Origin of the sequence: Hymenobacter edaphi, from assembly GCF_003258365.1 — a bacterium.
GTDB classification, from domain to species: Bacteria; Bacteroidota; Bacteroidia; order Cytophagales; family Hymenobacteraceae; genus Solirubrum; species Solirubrum edaphi.
The window spans coordinates 1-16,475 of the sequence record NZ_QHKM01000007.1 but is presented as its reverse complement, the minus strand read 5'-3'; the positions used below and the strand labels follow the sequence as shown (position 1 = coordinate 16,475).

Sequence of the window (16,475 nt, the reverse complement as noted above, 5' to 3'; positions counted from 1 at the left end):
ATTTACCTGCGCCCCAAAAGCCGTAAACCAGTTTACCTGAAAGTTTATTTCCCGAAACAGTAAATCCTCTTACTTCTTATAAACTCCTCCCGCCCCCGCTGTTTCAGCAGCAAACATACCGCGCCATCACCTGGCAGTGCTACTCTGGCCACAAAAAAAGCGCCGGCGTACTGCCAGCGCTTCGATTGCCCGGGCCCCGCCGCTTACTCGACGACCACGCGGCGCGTCACCGGGCCCCCGGCGTAGTCGACGCGCAGCAGGTACACGCCGGCGGGCAGGTGGCGCAGGTCCAGGCTCATGGTGGCGGTGGCCGGTTGCTGCCGCACGGCTTTGCCGGCCGCGTCGAGCAGGGTCACGCGCTGCGGGCGCGCGGCGGCGTCCAGCGCCAGGTTGAGCACGTCACGCCCCGGGTTGGGCCAGGCCTGGGTGCGGGCCCGGGTTGGGCCAGCGGCCACGCGCAGCACATTCGGCGCCGACAGGCGCAACAATCCCTCCCGGGCGGTGCCAGCCACGCTGCTGAAATCCCCGGCCACGACCAGCTTCCCATCCAGCTGGCTGATGGTACTATAGGCGGCGCGGGCAATCGGGACGGCGGTAAAGCTGTTGTCGGGGGCGCCATCGGGCAACAAGCGCACGAGGGTGCCGCTGGAGCCGTAGTACGCGTACGTCATGGCCAGTATCCGGTCATTGGGCTGAATGCTCAGGGCCATAGCCCCGTCGTTGGCCTCCCCTACGGGCAGCGGGGTGAAGGTTGGATCGGACTGACCGGTAGCGGGCAGCAGCCGGATCAGGCGGTTGTTACCCGTCGCGGCACTGGCGCTGACCACAATCTTGCCCGTCGACTGAAAGCCGATATCGGTGATGCGGAAGCGGTACGGGTCGGCTAGTTCCGTAAACGAGGCGTCGCGGGTGCCGTTGGGCAGCAGGCGAATCAGGCTGCGCGTGTACAGGGTGCTGACCTGGTCGAGGTCCAGGAGGCCGCCGAGCAGCAGCTTGCCATCGGCCTGCAAACCCAGTACCGAGGGCTGCCCACCGGTGTAGGGCGTGAAGCTGCCGTCGAGCTGGCCATCGGACAGCATCCGGCGCACGGCGCTGGCGCCGGTGATGACGATGATGCGGCCATCGGGCTGCGGCTGCATGCGGTACACACCCGTTTCCGTCGCGTTGGTAGCCGCCGTAAAGCCGGCATCGGGGCCGCCGCCGGACAGAAAGCGCACCAGCCCTTTGCCGTACGGGCTGGCCGCCAGCACCTTGCCGCCAGTGGTCAGCGCTACCTGGCCGACTTCGTAACGCATGCGGCTCAGGCGGCAGAAGGCGGTGTCGAGCGTGCCGTTGGGGTGGAGCCGGGCCAGGTGGCCCACGCGGGCGCCGTTGATTTCATCAAACGCCCCGCCGATCAGCAGCTTTGCGTCGGGCTGCTGCACCACGTTCATCACGTAGCCCGGCCCGAGCAGCGCGGGGGCGAAGGCGGCATCGTGGCTGCCATCGGCGTTGAGTAGGGCCACGTAGCAACGCTGATTGGCCACCAGCTGGTCGTCGCCCGTTACCAGCCACTGCCCGTTGGCCTGGCGAACCAGCGAGTTGATAACGACGCTGCCGCCCGGGTACCGCTCATCGGCCAGGAAGATGTTGTCGAACGAGCGGCTGACCGCGCCGCTGGCCGTGAGGCAGATAAAGCCGTGGGTCGGCACGCGGTAGTACTCCGTGCTGGTGAAGCCGCTCAGCACGATGCGGCCGTCGGGCAGCACCGCCACCTCGGAGGCGTCGTAGGGATTCAGCAAGCTGGCCGAATAATCGGTGGTAGTGGGCGTCTGAAACGTGTTATCCAGGGTGCCGTTGGGCAGCAGCCGGGCAATGCGGCGGGTTACGCCCGCACTCACGCTCATGTTCAGGCCCCCGATGACAATCTTGCCGTCGGGCTGCAGGCCGATAAAATCCAGGCCGGCCACCGGCGAGACGAAGGCGCTGGTCAGCGGGGAGCTGAACGTATTATCGACGGCGCCGGTGGCCTCCAGCCGCACAATGCGGCGCGGGGTGGAAAAGCCCCCGCCCACCAGAATCTTGCCGTCGGGCTGCACCAGGATCTTGAACACGGGGCCGTTCAGGGGCGCCGCGCAGCTAAAAGCAGCGTCGACGGCGCCATCGGGCAGCAGGCGCACCAGCCGGTTGGCCAGCGTGCCGTTAAACACCTGAAAGTCGCCGCCCACCAGGATTTTGCCATCGGGCTGCACGGCCGTGGCCAGGCGCCGCACATTGGTAGGCACCGCAAACACGGCGTCGAAGCCCGGGTCGGGCGTGCCATCCGCGTTCAGGCGCAGCAGGTTGCGGCGGCTCACACTACCGAGGCGCAGGGAGTCGGGCCCGATGAGCAGCAGCTTGCCGGAGGGCAGCTGGCGCACGTTCTGGAGGGTGCCGCGCAACCCGGCCACGTTGGCGTTGAAGGCCTGGTCGGCCGTGTGGTTGGCGTTGTAGCGGGCCAGGCCGCCGCTGGGCTGGCCTTCGGCCGTCGTAAACCCGCCCAGCACCACGTGCTTGCCATCGGCCTGCTGGATAGCCACCCTGATTTCGACGGGCTGCCGCAGGCCGGTAACGGCCAGGGTCGGATCGATAGTTTGGGCCCGCGCACCGAGGCTGCCGACAAACCCAATAAACCAGAAAACGAGTAAACGCTTTATCATAGAATTAATAAGCTGATGCGCTACGAAAATAACTTGGCATCGGCACATTTCGCGCCGGGCCCGGTTTGCCAACCCGGTTAGCACCGAATGCGGTATTCCGCGCCAGCTTCTTGTACTTTCGCCCTTACCATGTCCGACACCGCTGCCCGCCCCAAGCTTTTCCTGCTCGACGCCTTCGCGCTGATTTACCGCTCGCACTTCGCGTTCAGCAAAAACCCGCGCATCAACTCCAAAGGCCTGAACACCGGGGCCATTCTGGGCTTCACCAACACGCTGGTGGAGGTGCTGCAGAAGGAAAAACCCACCCACATCGGCGTGGCCTTCGACGCGGCCAAGAAAACCTTCCGCCACGAGCAGTACGCCGACTACAAGGCCCACCGCCAGGCCATGCCCGAGGACATCGGCGTGGCCATCCCCTACATCAAGCAGATTATCACCGCCTTCCGCATTCCCATCCTGAAAGTGGACGGGTACGAGGCCGACGACGTCATCGGCACGCTCTCGTGCAAGGCCGAGCAGGAGGGCTTCGAGGTGTACATGATGACGCCCGACAAGGACTACTGCCAGCTGGTGACCGAGCACGTGAAGCAGTACCGCCCGGCCTTCATGGGCAACGCGGCCGAAGTGGTGGACGTGGAGCGCGTGAAGGAAAAGTTCGGCGTGGAGCGCGTGGAGCAGGTTATCGACATCCTCGGGCTGATGGGCGACGCCGCCGACAACATTCCGGGCATTCCGGGCATCGGCGAGAAGACGGCCAAGGCGCTGATCGAGAAGTTCGGCTCGGTGGAAAATCTGCTGGCCAACACCGACCAGCTCAAGGGCAAGCAGCGCGAAAACGTGGAGCAGTACGCCCAGCAGGGGCTGATGTCCAAGGAGCTGGCCACCATCCACACCTCGGTCCCCATCGAGTTCCGGGCCGAGGAACTCTCGCTGGAGAAGCCCGACGGCCACGCCCTGAAGGCCCTGTTCGAGGAGCTGGAATTCCGCCAGCTGGCCGCCCGCATCCTGGATGATGCCGGCGCCACCCGCCCCGGCACCGGCGCCGCCGGGGCTACCCGCGGCGCCCGCCGGCCCAAAGCGGCCAGCCCCGGCGGCCCCGGCCTGTTCGACGCGGCCGACGGCTCCGTGCAGCGCGCCGCCGAAGGCGCCGACGGCGACGAAATCGAGCTGGACGAGCCGGAGTTTGTAGGCTCGCGCCGCACCCTGGGCGACGTGCCCCACCAGTACCACCTCGTGGATACGCCCGGGGCGCGCAAGAGTCTGGTGCAGTTTCTGGTGAAGCAAAAGGAAGTCAGCTTCGACACCGAAACCACCGGGCTCGACACCATGACCTCGCGGCTGGTGGGCCTCTCCTTCAGCTGGCACGTGGGCGAGGCCTACTACGTGCCCGTGCCCTGGGGCCCCGACGACCAGGAGGCCGCCCAGGCCATCGTGGATGAGTTCCGGCCCTTTTTCGACGCGGAAAACGTGCGCAAGATCGGGCAGAACATCAAGTACGACCTGAGCATCCTGAAGCACTACGGCGTGACGGTGCGCGGCCCGCTGTTCGACACCATGCTGGCCCACTACCTGCTGGAGCCCGACATGCGCCACAACATGGACGTGTTGGCCGAAACCTACCTGCACTACTCCCCCATCAGCATTCTAGAGCTGATCGGGCCCAAGGGCAAAAACCAGAAAACCATGGGCGACATTCCGCCCGCCGAGGTGAAGGACTACGCCTGCGAAGACGCCGACGTGACCCTGCAGCTCAAGCACGTGTTTGAGCCGCGCCTGGAAGCGCAGGGCCTGCTGCCGCTGCTCAACGACGTGGAAAACCCCTTGGTGCCGGTGCTGGCCGACGTGGAGTACGAAGGCATCCGCATCGACGCCTCGGCCCTGGCCGACTACTCCGTGATTCTGCAGGGCTACATCACGGAGACGGAGGAGCAGATTTTCAACATCAGCGGGGAGCCGTTCAACATCGGTTCGCCCAAGCAGCTCGGCGAAGTGCTCTTCGACAAGCTGCAGGTGGGCGGCAAGCCCAAGAAGACCAAAACCGGCCAGTACGCCACCGGCGAGGAAGTGCTGAGCCTGCTGGCGGCCGAGCACCCTATTGCCGCGCTGATTCTGGAATACCGCCAGCTCACCAAGCTCAAGAGCACCTACGTGGACGCGCTGCCCCAGCTGGTGTGCGAGGTCGACGGGCGCATTCACACCAGCTTCAACCAGGCCGTAGCCGCCACCGGCCGCCTGAGCAGCACCAACCCCAACCTGCAGAACATTCCGATCCGGACGGAGAAAGGCCGCGAAATCCGCCGCGCCTTCGTGCCCCGGGATGCCGACCACCTGCTGGTGGCGGCCGACTACTCCCAGATCGAGCTGCGCATCATGGCCTCGTTTTCGCAGGACCCGACCATGATTGAGTCGTTCCGCCAGGGCCTCGATATTCACCAGAGCACGGCCAGCAAAATCTTCAAGGTGCCGCTGGACCAGGTGGACTCCGACATGCGCCGCAAGGCCAAAACGGCCAATTTCGGCATCATCTACGGCATTTCGGCCTTCGGGCTGGCCCAGCGCCTAAACATCAACCGCAAGGAAGCCACCGAGCTGATTGAGGCCTACTTCCAGGAGTTTCCGGCCGTGAAGCAGTACATGGACGAGAGCATCCGCAAGGCCCGCGACCTGGAGTACGCCGAGACGCTGCTGGGCCGCCGCCGCTACTTGCGTGACATCAACTCGCGCAACGCCACGCTGCGCGGCTACACCGAGCGCAACGCCATCAACGCCCCCATCCAGGGCACGGCGGCCGACATCATCAAGGTGGCCATGATTCACATTCACGACTGGCTGCAGCAGGAAAAGCTGCGCACCCGCATGATTCTGCAGGTGCACGACGAACTGGTGTTCGACGCACCCAAGGACGAGGTGGCCCACATCCAGCCCAAAATCCGGGAGTTGATGGCCAACGCCCTGCCCATGCAGGTGCCGCTGGAAGTGGAAATCGGGACGGGCGCGAACTGGCTGGAAGCGCACTAAGCCCGCCCCCCGCAACGCACAACGCCCCGCTACCACAACCGTGGAGCGGGGCGTTGTCAATGCCGTCAGGTCCTTACTGGGCCGTGAAGGTGGTTTTCGATACCGTGGTGGTGCCGCCCGCCGTTTCCGACTCCGACAGCACGAACTTCGAGGCGCTGATTTCGTCGATGGAACCCGTCAGCTCGAAGCTGGTGAAGGTGGCCTGGTCCACGGCCACGGCCGTCAGGGTCTTGTCGCTGTTGGTCAGCGCCCAGTTGCCCGACACCGACTGCGGATCGGTGGGGTCGCACTTGGTGGTGCCTTCGTCGGTGGTGAATTTGTTGCTGGCTTCGAACTTGTAGATGTTGTCCTTCAGGCAGGCATCGGCAGAGGCGTACTCATCGGTGGCAGCGGCCGAACCCACCTGCTCGGTGTAGGCGGTGATTTTCCAGCTTTTGGCCATCAGCAGCTCGGAGGTCGACTTGGGCTTCTCTTCGTCCTTTTTGCAGGCGGTGAAGACGCAGGCGACGGCGACGGCAGCGAGTAAGGAAATGCGTTTCATGGTAAAGTGGGGGGGGAGGGAGTGAAAAAAAATAAAACACGACGAACTGTGTGCATCTAGCTATGCACCTGTTGGTTAACAGCCATGAATAACCACATAACACAATTCGACCGTCCAAAACTACGCGGTTATAGCTATATCCCGTTCATACTTTCTTCTCGTGCGGGAACTTTTTTTCTGACTTCTCGTTTAAAGCCAATTTTTCAAATCACTCTTATCCAACTAGCCCGCTGAGCGGCTGCGCGGCGGCAACATCTGCGCCGGGTTTGCGCTTATTGTCGTTGTATGCCTATCCCCGTCACCTCCTCCCCCACCGCCCCCGATGCCGTCGTCATCGGGGCCGGGCCCGTGGGCCTGGCTTGCGCCATCGAGCTGCAGCGCCGCGGCCTGCGCGTCACCATCGTCGACAAAGGGGCGCTGGTCAACTCCCTGATCGGCTACCCCACCAACATGGAGTTCTTCTCCACGCCCGAGCTGCTCGAAATCGGCGGCCACCCCTTCGTGACGGCCAACTACAAGCCCCACCGCGAGGAAGGCCTCGACTACTACCAGCGCGTGGCCCGCGCCGAACACCTCTCGCTGCGCCTCTACGAGCGGGTGCTGCGGCTGGAGGGGGAGCCGGGCCGGTACCGCGTCGTCACCGACAAAGGCGACATCAGTACTCGCTACGTGGTGGTGGCCACCGGCTTCTACGACGTGCCGGTGCTGCTGAACGTGCCCGGCGAGGAGTTGCCCCACGTCAGCCACTACTACAAGGAGCCCTACCAGCACGCCGGGCAGCGCGTGGTCGTCATCGGGGCCAAGAACTCGGCGGCCAAGGCCGCGCTGGCCCTCACCCGCGCCGGGGCCCAGGCCACGCTGGTGGTGCGCGGCGCCGAGGTCAGCGCCTCGGTGAAGTACTGGATCCGGCCCGATTTGCTTAACCGCATTGCCGAAGGCCGCATTCAGGCGCACTTCCAGACCACGGTGCAGGCCATCCGCCCCGGCGAGGTGGAGCTGCGCACGCCTGCGGGCCCGCTCACCGTGCCCGCCGACTACGTGTACGCCCTCACCGGCTACCGCCCCGATTACCGCCTGCTGGACGTGCTCGGCATCAGTACCCAGCCCGATGCGGCCTGCACCCCCACCCACAACCCGGACACGTTCGAAACCAACCGGCCCGGCGTGTACCTGGCCGGCACCGTGTGCGGCGGCCTGAACACCAGCCGCTGGTTTATCGAAAACGGCCGGCACCACGCCCGCGTCATTGCCGCCCACGTGGCCCCCGACTAACGGCGCGGCGGCCGCGGGAATTGCGCACCGGCCGTAAACGAAGGCGCCCCTGCCGCGTGGCAGGGGCGCCTTCGTTTACGGCCGGACCGGGCCTTACTGCTTCGTGAACGTGTAGGTGTACGTGTAGCGGGTCGTGCCCTCGGTGCGCGAGCCGGAGGTGCGCAGGGTGTTTTCGCTGAGCTCGACCACGTCGTAGCTGCTGCTGCCCAGCACCTCGGCCTGGGTCCGCAGCACCTTGTCGCCGTCGGTCAACGACCATGTGCCGTTGTAGGCCTGGTGGGTCGTGTTGCCCGGGGCGCGCGTCGGGCCTTCGTCCTGGCGGAAGGTGTTGGGCTTCTCGAAGCGCAGCAGGTCGTCGCGGTCGTAGCTGGGCATGAAGTCGTTGTAGTAGTCCTCCGAGGTGCGGCCGCCGGTGGTGGTTTTGGCCGGGCTCACGGTGCAGGCCGTCAGCTTCCAGTCCTTGCCCACGAGCAGCTCGGCCGGCGCTTTGGGCTTGACGGTTTCCTTGTCCTTATCGGTGCAGGACGGGGCGAACAGGGCGGTACCGGCCAAAGCCAGCAGCAGGGGGAAACGAAGGGTTTTCATAGCGGTTGGGAAGTGGCGTTGAATTGTGATGCAATGTTACGCCGCCCGGCCGGCGCAGCAGCATTTTACCCAGACACGAATAGGTTATACCAAGCATACAACCCTGCTGCCCTTAGCAGAAATTCACCCCCGCCGCATCACATCTACGTGTTAGGCCCCACGGCTTTTCCCGATCAACCACCTCACTACCAAACAACTGATTTGCCCGGCGGCCAACAAAAAGCCCCGCGCTGCTCGGGGCAGCGCGGGGCTCGGATGAGCTAGCCGGCAACGGGCGCTAGGGAATGCGCACGCCGCGGTAGGCGTTGGGGTTGACGAAGGGAATCGACGCGCCGTACTGGGCATTGATGGCCTTGATCATCTCGTTGGCAATGACCGCGTAGCCGCGGGGCGTGGGGTGCACGCCATCGAGCGAGAACAGGTTGCCGGTGATGAAGCTGGCCGTGTTGGTCACGCCGTTGGTGACGAAGCCGGTCTGGGCCACGCCCGAGAAGAACGTGTTCGAGTCGAACACCGCCAGGCCCTTGGCGCCTGCCTTGCTACGCAGCGCGTTGTTGAACTCGGTGGTAGCCGTGCGGGCCACGCCCTGCTCCGTGTCGTCGAGCACCAGGGTGGTCGGGATGGGGTTGCCCCCCGATACGCCGAACGCCTGCAGCGTGTCGATGCCCTGGCTGGTCAGGAAAAGGCCCAGCGTGATGGTGGGCGGGAAGTTGGGGCGCAGCTGGGCGTACACGTCGCGCCAGGCTTTGCCGCCGGGCAGGCCCACCAGCGGCAGGTAGGGCGCCGCCGTGAGCGTGAACAGCTGGTTGCCCCCCAGTGCCGGGTCTTTGATGTCGGTGGTGGCAATGCTGCGGCGCGCAATGGGGCCGGTGAGCGAGAAGCCGCCGGTGGTGATGACCACGCCCGGCACGGTCTTGCGCGTGAGGGAGCGGCGGAACGTGGGGCCCACGGTGGTGAAGAACGGAATCGTCGTCACGTCCGGAATCGTGGCCACCACGCCCTTGGCCCCCCGGGCCGTCAGGTCGTCGAGGAAGCGGCTGTTGAGGTCGGTGAAGGTGGTGGTGGGCGTGATGCCCGATACGCCGCCCGAGGTGGCGTAGCCCAGCACGTCGTTGTTGCCCAGCCAGTAGGTGAAGAACGTCGGGTTGGCCGCCACCACGCGCTGCCGGTAAGTGTCGTTGGTGCTGGCCGGCAGCAGGCGCTCGAAGTAGGGGTTGAAAATCGGCGTCGGGTTCAAAATGGTGCCGCCCGTGCTGGCCACGTTGCCGTAGCCCGCCGTTTCCACGTCGGCCATGCGGATGCCCGGCACGCCGTAGTTGTTGTACGTCTCGGTGGCGCCCACGCGGGTATACACCGGCTGGAGCGGGTTGGTGCGCGTGTTCACCACGCCGCGCACGGCCAGGCCCGTCGTCACGTTGGCCGTGATGGGCGAGGGCTCATCGGGCGGGGCGGGGCTGGTGAAGCCCACCAGGCGCAGGTAGCCCGAGCCGTTCGATTGCGCATCGGAGAAGTAAGCCTGCGGAAACGCACCGCCGCCCACGCGGGCAAACTGCTCCGAGAGAATCTTCGGGTAGGAGTTGACCTGGCCTTCCAGGTACAGGCCCCCGTCGCTGAAGCCGGCGGTGAGCGAGTTGCCGACGGCAATGTATTTGGAGAAGTCGGCCGTGCCCTGGTCGTACTTGGGGGAGTGCATTTCGGGCTGGCAGCCGGCCAGGCCAAGGCCCAGCAGCAGCGCCGACGAGGAATATTTCAGAAACGTGTTCATGGGATGAACGTCGGAAAGTCTGGTATTAGAAGGTGTAGTTCAGCCCGATGCCCGGAATGACGATGTTCGTCTTGTAGGTGCCGGCCACGCGGTCGGTGGTGCCGTTGGCTTCCAGCTCGGCCTGCGTCTGGGTGCGCTTCTTGAGGCTGACGAACTGCGTGGAGAGGTCCACTCCGAAATGCTCCCCGAACTTGTAGCTCAGGCCCGCGGTGGCGCCGAGGCGGTTGGCGTCGGGCGTTTCGGGCGTCACGTAGCCGTCTTTCACCGGCGACTGGTCGAAGCTGCCGCCGGCGCGCACGGTGAAGGCGTCGGTGACCTGGTACTGGCCGCCGAGGCGGAAGGTGAACGAGTTTTTGTAGTCGCGCACCGAGGCGCTGCTCGTCGAGCCGTTAACCGGCTGGTCGAAGGTGAATTCCAGCTTTTCGTACTTGCTCCACTGGGCGTAGTTCACGTCGAAGCCGATGGTCAGCTTCTCGCTGGGCATCACGCCGATGCCGAGGTTGGCGGTAGCCGGCAGCGGCAGCGTCACGTCGAACTTGCTGGCCGTAAAGCGGCTGGCCACCACCGCGCTGTTGGGCAGGTTGGAGAAGGTCACGTCGCCGCCCTTCACCTGCGCGTCGATCTGCGAGCGGTAGCTCAGGCCGATGCTCACCTTGTCGAGGGGCTTGTAGTAAATGCCCACGTTGTAGCCGATTTTCTGGTCGGCCTTGCCGTCGAGCTCGATGTGGCCAAACTGCCCGTCGGTGGCGTTCTGCACCGGAATGTCGCGCTGCAGGTTCACCGCGCCGTAGGCAAACACCACCAGGCCCGCGCCCACGCTGAGCTTATCGGTAATGGCGTAGCTCACGGTGGGCTGCACAAAAACGGATTTCAGGTCGATTTCCGTCAGCGAGAAGCGGCCCTCCCAGTTGTAGCCGTAGTCGAGCTTGGAGCCGAAGGGGGTGTATACGGCAATGCCCGCGCGCCACTTGCCCTCGGTGGGCCCGAAGCCGGCGTACACGTTGAAGGGCGTGGTCACGGTGTTGTCCAGCTGCCGGTCGAAGCTGTTGTACTGCGCGTATTGCGAGCGGAAGACCTGGCGGGCCATCGTCGCGTTTACGCCGACCTGCACGCCCCGCTCGCGCACCATGGCCAGCGCACCCGGGTTGTAGAACATGGAAGCCTGATCCAGCGCCAGGCCGGTGCCGACGCCGCCCATGCCGTTGTTCTTCTGCCCGGCCAGCGTAACCTGGAACCCGCCCGCCTGTGCGACGGTGGTTCCCAGCAGGGCGCCCCCGGCGAGGAGTAGTTGTTTTAGGTTCATACCCAAAGGAAAAAAGGGAAAAGGGGGTTGTGTGAGCTAAATGTAGGAGGTTGCCGTCAACAAACAAGGCGGCATGCCGAGTATTTCGGCTCCCAAAGTGAGTAATTACTATACCGGGCGCAAAGCTGGTGAAAATACCATTATCCGCATGTAAATCATTCGGCTGTGCCCCGGGCCGCTTCCCCGGGCGTTTCGTCGGTTTCGGCGGGCAGCACGCGGTGGGTGCGCAGGTCCAGCCGGCGCCCGGCCACCAGCAGGTGCACGCGCAGGTTTTCGCCCGCCACCGGCTCACCGCGCCCGATGCGGCCCAGGTTGTCGTTGCGCACCTGCCGCCCATCCACCACCATCACCACCCCGTCGCCGAACACCTGCAGGTGCCGCCCGCCCTCAACGATAACGCCCGTTTCCTGGCCCAGTCCCAGCCCGATGGCGGCCGGGTGCTGCAGCACGGCGTGGGCCAGCCGCCCAAAGCGGCCGCGCTCGGCAAAGTGCTGATCGACAATCACGTGGGGCAGCAGACCGAAGCCCGGCGCGGTGTGCATACCGCCCTTGGTGAGCGAGCGGGCCCCGTGCCCGGCCACAATCATGCTGGCCGACACGACCGAGGCACCGGCGCTGGTGCCAGCCAGCACGAAGGCCGGGTCGTGGTAAAAGCGGTGGCGCAGCACCTCCAGGGCGGGCGTGCGCAGCCAGTGCTCGGTGATGAGTTCCTGGTCGCCGCCGGTGAAGAACACGGCGCCGGCGCGGTGCAGGCGCCGCAGGGTGGCGGGCCGGTCGGCGGGGTTGTGCTCGTCGACGCGCAAGTGCTGCGCCCGGCCGCAGCCCAGCTCCAGCAGCCCGTCGACGTAGGCGCGGCCGGTCTTGACGCGGCGGCGGGTGGCGGCGGTGGTTACCACCTCCACCGGGCCGGCGTGGGGCGAGAGCCGCTCGCAGAGCAGGGCCAGCAGCGCGTCGTCGTCGCCGCCGCCGAGGAGCAGGGCGGTGCCTTGGGGCAGGGTACGAACTGGGGGCATAGGCAAAACGCGGAAAGCCAGCCACCGGCTCGGGCATGGCAGCGGCCAAAGCTACGTGGCCGGGCCCAATAAGGCTGCGTATGCCGGCGCGCGGCACCATTCCGCGCCGGCGCAACGCGGAGGGGGGCCGCGGCCCCCCTCCGCGTTGCGCCGGCGGCAAGCCGTTGTCCTGCCGGGCAGCACCCGGCTGAACCAGTGGTTTTTGCGGGGCGGCGGGCGGCCACCCCGCACGTAAATGCGCGGGCTACGGTTGAGTCCGCAGCCGCTGCGCCGCGCCCCGAGCGGTAACCTAAAAAAAATCGGCCGCGGCGGGCCGGAATTCGGCCGGGTCCGTTCCAAATCCGGGAGGCAAAAACTACTTTTGCGCGCCCTTTCACCAAACCCCGTTTTGCCTAGCGAAACACCTTCATTGCCGCCGTTTTATGACCACGCAACAGCAACTGGCCCTGGCCCAAATTCCGGACCTGCTCGAACAGCGCGACTTGTTTCGCCTCAAGAAGCTATTGCGAAGTCTTGACACGCCGGAACTGGTGGAGCTGATCGAGGAGCGGACGGAGCAGGACCAGCTGATCATCTTTCGGCTGCTGCCGCTCACGCGGGCCACGGAAGTATTTGAGTTTCTGGACCTGGAGGTGCAGCGCCACTTCCTCGAAAGCCTCTCGCAGGAGCGCATTGCCGACATCCTCAACGAGATGTCGCCGGACGACCGCACCGCCCTGCTGGAGTTTCTGCCCGACGACCTGGTGCGGGAGCTGATTCAGACCCTCTCGGAAAAGGAGCGGCGCGTGACGCTGGAGCTGCTGGGCTACCCCGAATACTCGGTGGGCCGCCTGATGACGCCCGACTACATCGCCGTGCGCGAGGACTGGACGGTGCAGCAGGTGTTCGGCTACATCCGGGAGCACGGCTCGGGCTCGGAAACGGTGAGCGTGGTGTACGTCATCGACGAGCGCGGCGTGCTCATCGACGACATCCGCATCCGCGAGTTTCTCTTCGCCCAGCCCGAGCAGCGCGTGAGCGAGCTGATGGACCGCCGCTTCGTGCGGCTGCAGGCCATGCAGGACCAGGAAGAGGTTATCGACGTGTTTCGGCGCAACGACCGGACCGCCCTGCCGGTGGTCAACGAGGAAGGCGTGCTCTTCGGCATCGTCACGATTGACGACATCCTGGCCATCCGGGAAGAAGAAGACACCGAGGACATCCAGAAGCTGGGTGGTTCGGAGGCTCTGGACGAGCCCTACCTGGCCACCTCGATCTGGCAGATGGTGCGCAAGCGGGCCGGCTGGCTGGTGATTCTGCTGCTGGGCGAGATGCTCACCACTTCGGCCATGCACCACTTCGAGGACGACTTGCAGCGCGCCGCCGTGCTCGGGCTGTTTATTCCGCTCATCATTTCGGCCGGGGGCAACGCCGGCTCGCAGGCCACCTCGCTGATTATCCGCGCTATGTCGCTGGGCGAGTTTACGCTGAGCGACTGGTGGATGGTGATGCGCCGCGAACTGGCGTCGGGCCTGCTGCTGGGCGCCATTCTGGGCGTGGTCGGCTCGCTGCGCATCGTGCTCTGGGCCACCGTCATCGACCCGGGCTACTTCGGCGAGTACTGGCAACTGATTGCCATCACGGTGGGCATTTCGCTGCTGGGCATCGTGCTCTGGGGTGCCCTCTCCGGGGCCATGCTGCCGATGCTGCTCAAGCGCCTGGGCCTGGACCCGGCCACGGCTTCGGCGCCCTTTGTGGCCACGCTGGTCGACGTGACCGGGCTGATTATTTACTTTTCGGTGGCCACGGCGGTGCTGTCGGGCACGCTGCTGTAGCGGCGGCGCCCCGCGGCTGCCGGGCCTGCCGGTTCTGGTACCACTCCCCTTCCCTGTTCTCGCATGCCGCGCCGCTGCTGGTTTCGTGCCGCCGCCCTGGGCCCCGCCACCGCCGCCCTGCTGAGCGGCTGCGCCACCGTGGGCAACCTCACCCAAGTGACGCAATTGCCGGCGGGCCAGTACACGGTATGGGCCACCGACGACCCCAGCCTGCGCGCCGCCGTGCCGTGGCGGGAGCTGAACCAGGTCTACCAGCTGGGCGACACACTGCGCCTAGACCACCAAACCGCTCCGGACTCGGCCCCGACGCAGCGCTTTTACCAGCTGCCGCTGCGCCGCTACGTCACGCTGCAGGCCCGCCGCTTCGACGTCGACGTGTTTACCATCCCGTTTAAGGTGCGGCCGGCGCGGGCCGGGGTGCCGGTGCAGCTGAATACCAACTTCAACGGGGCGCTGTATTTCGGCCGGCGCCTGGATTTCTACCGCCTCAGCACCTACCGCGGCCCGGGTGGGCGCGTCGTGCCGGCCATTCGGGCTACGGGCTTCGGCTACGGCGGCTTCGTGGGGCTGGGCTCCACCTTCATCACCGGCGACGTGACCCGGCAAACGCCCGGCCCCGAGTACGAAGGCTTTGTAATGCACGCGGGCGCGGCCGGCATTTTCGATGCCCGGGTGTTCAACGTGGGCCTGGCCGTGGGCGTCGACCACCTGCTGGGCCCCGACGGGCAGCGCTGGATTTACCAGCACCGGCCCTGGTTCGGCATCCTGTTCGGGCTTGATCTGAACTAGCCGGCGGCGCGCTAGTAGTCCACCCGGCCGCGGTTCGACTTCTTGTCGCCGTGCTTCTTCTTGCTTTCCAGGCGTTTGCGCACGGCGCCTTTGCTGGGCTTGGTGGCTTTGCGGGGCTTGGGGCGGTGCAGGGCCTTGGTCAGCAGCTCGTAGAACTTCTGCTGGGCCAGCTCCTTGTTGCGGCCCTGGCTGCGGTCTTCCTGCGAAGTCACCAGCAGCTCGCCTTCCAGGGTCAGCTTCGAGGCCAGCTTTTCCAGCAGGCGCTGCTTCTGCTCGTCCGTGAGCACGGCCGAATCGGCCACGCGGAAGCGCAGCTCCACCTTGCTTTCGACCTTGTTCACGTTTTGTCCGCCCGGGCCGCTGCTGCGGGCGGTCTGGTACTGGAGTTCGGGCAAAAAGGCGTCGAGGGGCGGAAGCATACGGAGGCAGGGCGGAGAATGAAGGACGGCTACGCGGCCGGGGCCGCGCCGGGTTGCGCAAGTTCGGGCTTTCCGGGACTTGCTCAGGGCAACAGGTGCAGCAGCACCCAGCCCAGCAGGCCGAGGCGCAGCGTCCAGGCCAGGGTACGCAGCCAGTTGGTGCGCACCAGCCCGTACACGGCGGCGTAGCTCCAGCCGCCGGCGAGCTGCCGGTGCAGCGGCACCGATACCCCAAACGTCACGGCCCAGATAAACCCGACCAGCGCCAGCGCCCCGTACGCCGGCCCGGTGCGCGCCTGCCAGGCCCAGGCGCCCGCCAGCAGCAGCTCGGCCACCATCGGCGCCATCACCACCCAGCCCATGCGCTTCAGATGGGCTTGGTGAAACGCCGGAAAGCCGGCGGCCGGCACCAGCGCAAAGCCGGGGTAATGCACCAGCTGCACCGTCCAGATGACGCCGGTGAGGTAGGCCGTTACGGCCAGGTTGAGTAGCAAAAGCAGCATCATCGGCGAAATACGCAGAACGGCCGGTTGGGTCGGCCGTCAGCGGCAACCGTTGCTACAGGGCGCGCAGCGTGCGAAACTGCAGCAGGCCTTGTTGAGCCTTGGCCCGCACCTGCCGCTGCAGCCACGGCGACCAGCCCAGCAGCCAGCCCACCGGCCCCAGCGCCTGCCGCGACCAGCGCCAGAAGCTGAACTGGTCGTGGTGGGTCAGGATGCGGCCGTCCTGAAAGGTGAAGTGCGCCCGGATGTGGTTGTGCACCCGTCGGCCGGTCTGCGAGAAGGTATAGTGCGCGTCCCAGGTGGCCGAGCCCTGCTGCTCATCGGCCCGGATGTCGTTGTAGCTCAGGCGCAAATCTTTGCCCCGCTCACAGAGCATGCGCCACATCAGCCCGATTTCGGCGCCCTGCAGCCGGAAAGCGGCGTCCTCGAAGGTGGCCTCCGGGTGGTAGCAGGCCGCCATGCCGGCGGCGTCGCGGCGCTGAAACGCCTGGTAGAAGCGGTGCAGCAGTTCTTCGTTGGGCGTCATGGCAGCGGGCTGAGCGTGGGCCCAAAGCTCACGAAAAAACCGCTGCCGCCGGCGCAAACCGGTGCGGGCGGCGCCCGAAGTGGCCCGCTCCGGGCCCACCGCGGGCGCCGCCCGCACCGGCTACCGGTGACGCTATACCAATTACCGGAGCCAGCCAGGCAACGGGTGGCGGTATTGCCAACATCTGCTACCTTGAATATCCCATTCAACCTTTGCCTATGAAAACCTCCCGCCTCCCCCACCTGGCCT

Annotated in this window: 12 protein-coding genes and 1 pseudogene; 4 read left to right on the top strand and 9 right to left on the bottom strand. The window is 65.8% G+C overall.

The features are described from left to right. Nucleotides 1-203 precede the first annotated feature (203 nt). Nucleotides 204-2,678, bottom strand: coding sequence for a T9SS type A sorting domain-containing protein (locus DLM85_RS18780; protein WP_165822208.1), 2,475 nt, complete (start codon nt 2,676-2,678; stop codon nt 204-206). Nucleotides 2,679-2,807: 129 nt separating this feature from the next. Here DLM85_RS18780 and polA point away from each other — a divergent pair, with 129 nt between their 5' ends. Further along, complete coding sequence (gene polA, locus DLM85_RS18775) at nt 2,808-5,696, top strand: DNA polymerase I (RefSeq protein WP_111479716.1); 2,889 nt, start codon at nt 2,808-2,810, stop codon at nt 5,694-5,696. Between the two features lie 73 nt (nt 5,697-5,769). Here the strand turns inward: polA and DLM85_RS18770 are convergent, their stop codons facing one another. Continuing rightward, nucleotides 5,770-6,237, bottom strand: a complete 468-nt coding sequence (locus tag DLM85_RS18770; protein WP_111479715.1) for a lipocalin family protein — start codon at nt 6,235-6,237, stop codon at nt 5,770-5,772. Between the two features lie 285 nt (nt 6,238-6,522). Here DLM85_RS18770 and DLM85_RS18765 point away from each other — a divergent pair, with 285 nt between their 5' ends. Beyond that, nucleotides 6,523-7,509, top strand: coding sequence for a YpdA family putative bacillithiol disulfide reductase (locus tag DLM85_RS18765; protein ID WP_111479714.1), 987 nt, complete (start codon nt 6,523-6,525; stop codon nt 7,507-7,509). Nucleotides 7,510-7,602: 93 nt separating this feature from the next. Here the strand turns inward: DLM85_RS18765 and DLM85_RS18760 are convergent, their stop codons facing one another. From DLM85_RS18760 to DLM85_RS18745, 4 genes are all read right to left on the bottom strand, one after another. Further along, a complete protein-coding gene (locus DLM85_RS18760; protein ID WP_111479713.1) occupies nt 7,603-8,094 on the bottom strand; it encodes a hypothetical protein in 492 nt (163 codons plus the stop codon). 277 nt (nt 8,095-8,371) lie between these two features. Continuing rightward, a complete protein-coding gene (locus DLM85_RS18755) occupies nt 8,372-9,859 on the bottom strand; it encodes an SGNH/GDSL hydrolase family protein (protein WP_111479712.1) in 1,488 nt (495 codons plus the stop codon). Between the two features lie 25 nt (nt 9,860-9,884). Next, nucleotides 9,885-11,162, bottom strand: coding sequence for an OmpP1/FadL family transporter (locus DLM85_RS18750; RefSeq protein ID WP_111479711.1), 1,278 nt, complete (start codon nt 11,160-11,162; stop codon nt 9,885-9,887). A gap of 155 nt (nt 11,163-11,317) precedes the next feature. Then, nucleotides 11,318-12,175: a cyanophycinase gene (locus DLM85_RS18745; RefSeq protein WP_111479710.1), complete on the bottom strand. Its 858-nt coding sequence runs from the start codon at nt 12,173-12,175 to the stop codon at nt 11,318-11,320. A gap of 422 nt (nt 12,176-12,597) precedes the next feature. Here DLM85_RS18745 and mgtE point away from each other — a divergent pair, with 422 nt between their 5' ends. Then, on the top strand, nt 12,598-13,989 hold the full coding sequence (gene mgtE / locus DLM85_RS18740; RefSeq protein ID WP_111479709.1) for a magnesium transporter: 1,392 nt from the start codon (nt 12,598-12,600) through the stop codon (nt 13,987-13,989). A 63-nt stretch (nt 13,990-14,052) separates the two neighbouring features. Next, the gene (locus DLM85_RS18735) at nt 14,053-14,778 is read left to right on the top strand and encodes a hypothetical protein (protein ID WP_111479708.1); all 726 of its coding nucleotides are present in this window, start codon (nt 14,053-14,055) and stop codon (nt 14,776-14,778) included. A gap of 11 nt (nt 14,779-14,789) precedes the next feature. On the opposite strand, the gene arfB is transcribed toward DLM85_RS18735, so the two are convergent. From arfB to DLM85_RS26355, 3 genes and pseudogenes are all read right to left on the bottom strand, one after another. Next, nucleotides 14,790-15,197, bottom strand: a complete 408-nt coding sequence (arfB, locus tag DLM85_RS18730) for an alternative ribosome rescue aminoacyl-tRNA hydrolase ArfB (RefSeq protein WP_111479707.1) — start codon at nt 15,195-15,197, stop codon at nt 14,790-14,792. A gap of 83 nt (nt 15,198-15,280) precedes the next feature. After that, on the bottom strand, nt 15,281-15,700 hold the full coding sequence (locus tag DLM85_RS18725; RefSeq protein ID WP_207891060.1) for a hypothetical protein: 420 nt from the start codon (nt 15,698-15,700) through the stop codon (nt 15,281-15,283). A 265-nt stretch (nt 15,701-15,965) separates the two neighbouring features. Continuing rightward, a pseudogene (locus DLM85_RS26355) lies at nt 15,966-16,160 on the bottom strand (nuclear transport factor 2 family protein); the annotation flags it as partial. Nucleotides 16,161-16,475 lie beyond the last annotated feature (315 nt).

What these genes read in the sequence shown, in the direction of transcription:
- mgtE (WP_111479709.1), top strand. Translation starts at nt 12,598, where the DNA reads ATGACCACGCAACAGCAACTGGCCCTGGCCCAAATTCCGGACCTGCTC.
- DLM85_RS18735 (WP_111479708.1), top strand. Translation starts at nt 14,053, where the DNA reads ATGCCGCGCCGCTGCTGGTTTCGTGCCGCCGCCCTGGGCCCCGCCACC.
- polA (WP_111479716.1), top strand. Translation starts at nt 2,808, where the DNA reads ATGTCCGACACCGCTGCCCGCCCCAAGCTTTTCCTGCTCGACGCCTTC.
- DLM85_RS18770 (WP_111479715.1), bottom strand. Translation starts at nt 6,237, where the DNA reads ATGAAACGCATTTCCTTACTCGCTGCCGTCGCCGTCGCCTGCGTCTTC.
- arfB (WP_111479707.1), bottom strand. Translation starts at nt 15,197, where the DNA reads ATGCTTCCGCCCCTCGACGCCTTTTTGCCCGAACTCCAGTACCAGACC.
- DLM85_RS18750 (WP_111479711.1), bottom strand. Translation starts at nt 11,162, where the DNA reads ATGAACCTAAAACAACTACTCCTCGCCGGGGGCGCCCTGCTGGGAACC.
- DLM85_RS18755 (WP_111479712.1), bottom strand. Translation starts at nt 9,859, where the DNA reads ATGAACACGTTTCTGAAATATTCCTCGTCGGCGCTGCTGCTGGGCCTT.
- DLM85_RS18760 (WP_111479713.1), bottom strand. Translation starts at nt 8,094, where the DNA reads ATGAAAACCCTTCGTTTCCCCCTGCTGCTGGCTTTGGCCGGTACCGCC.
- DLM85_RS18765 (WP_111479714.1), top strand. Translation starts at nt 6,523, where the DNA reads ATGCCTATCCCCGTCACCTCCTCCCCCACCGCCCCCGATGCCGTCGTC.
- DLM85_RS18745 (WP_111479710.1), bottom strand. Translation starts at nt 12,175, where the DNA reads ATGCCCCCAGTTCGTACCCTGCCCCAAGGCACCGCCCTGCTCCTCGGC.
- DLM85_RS18725 (WP_207891060.1), bottom strand. Translation starts at nt 15,700, where the DNA reads ATGCTGCTTTTGCTACTCAACCTGGCCGTAACGGCCTACCTCACCGGC.
- DLM85_RS18780 (WP_165822208.1), bottom strand. Translation starts at nt 2,678, where the DNA reads ATGATAAAGCGTTTACTCGTTTTCTGGTTTATTGGGTTTGTCGGCAGC.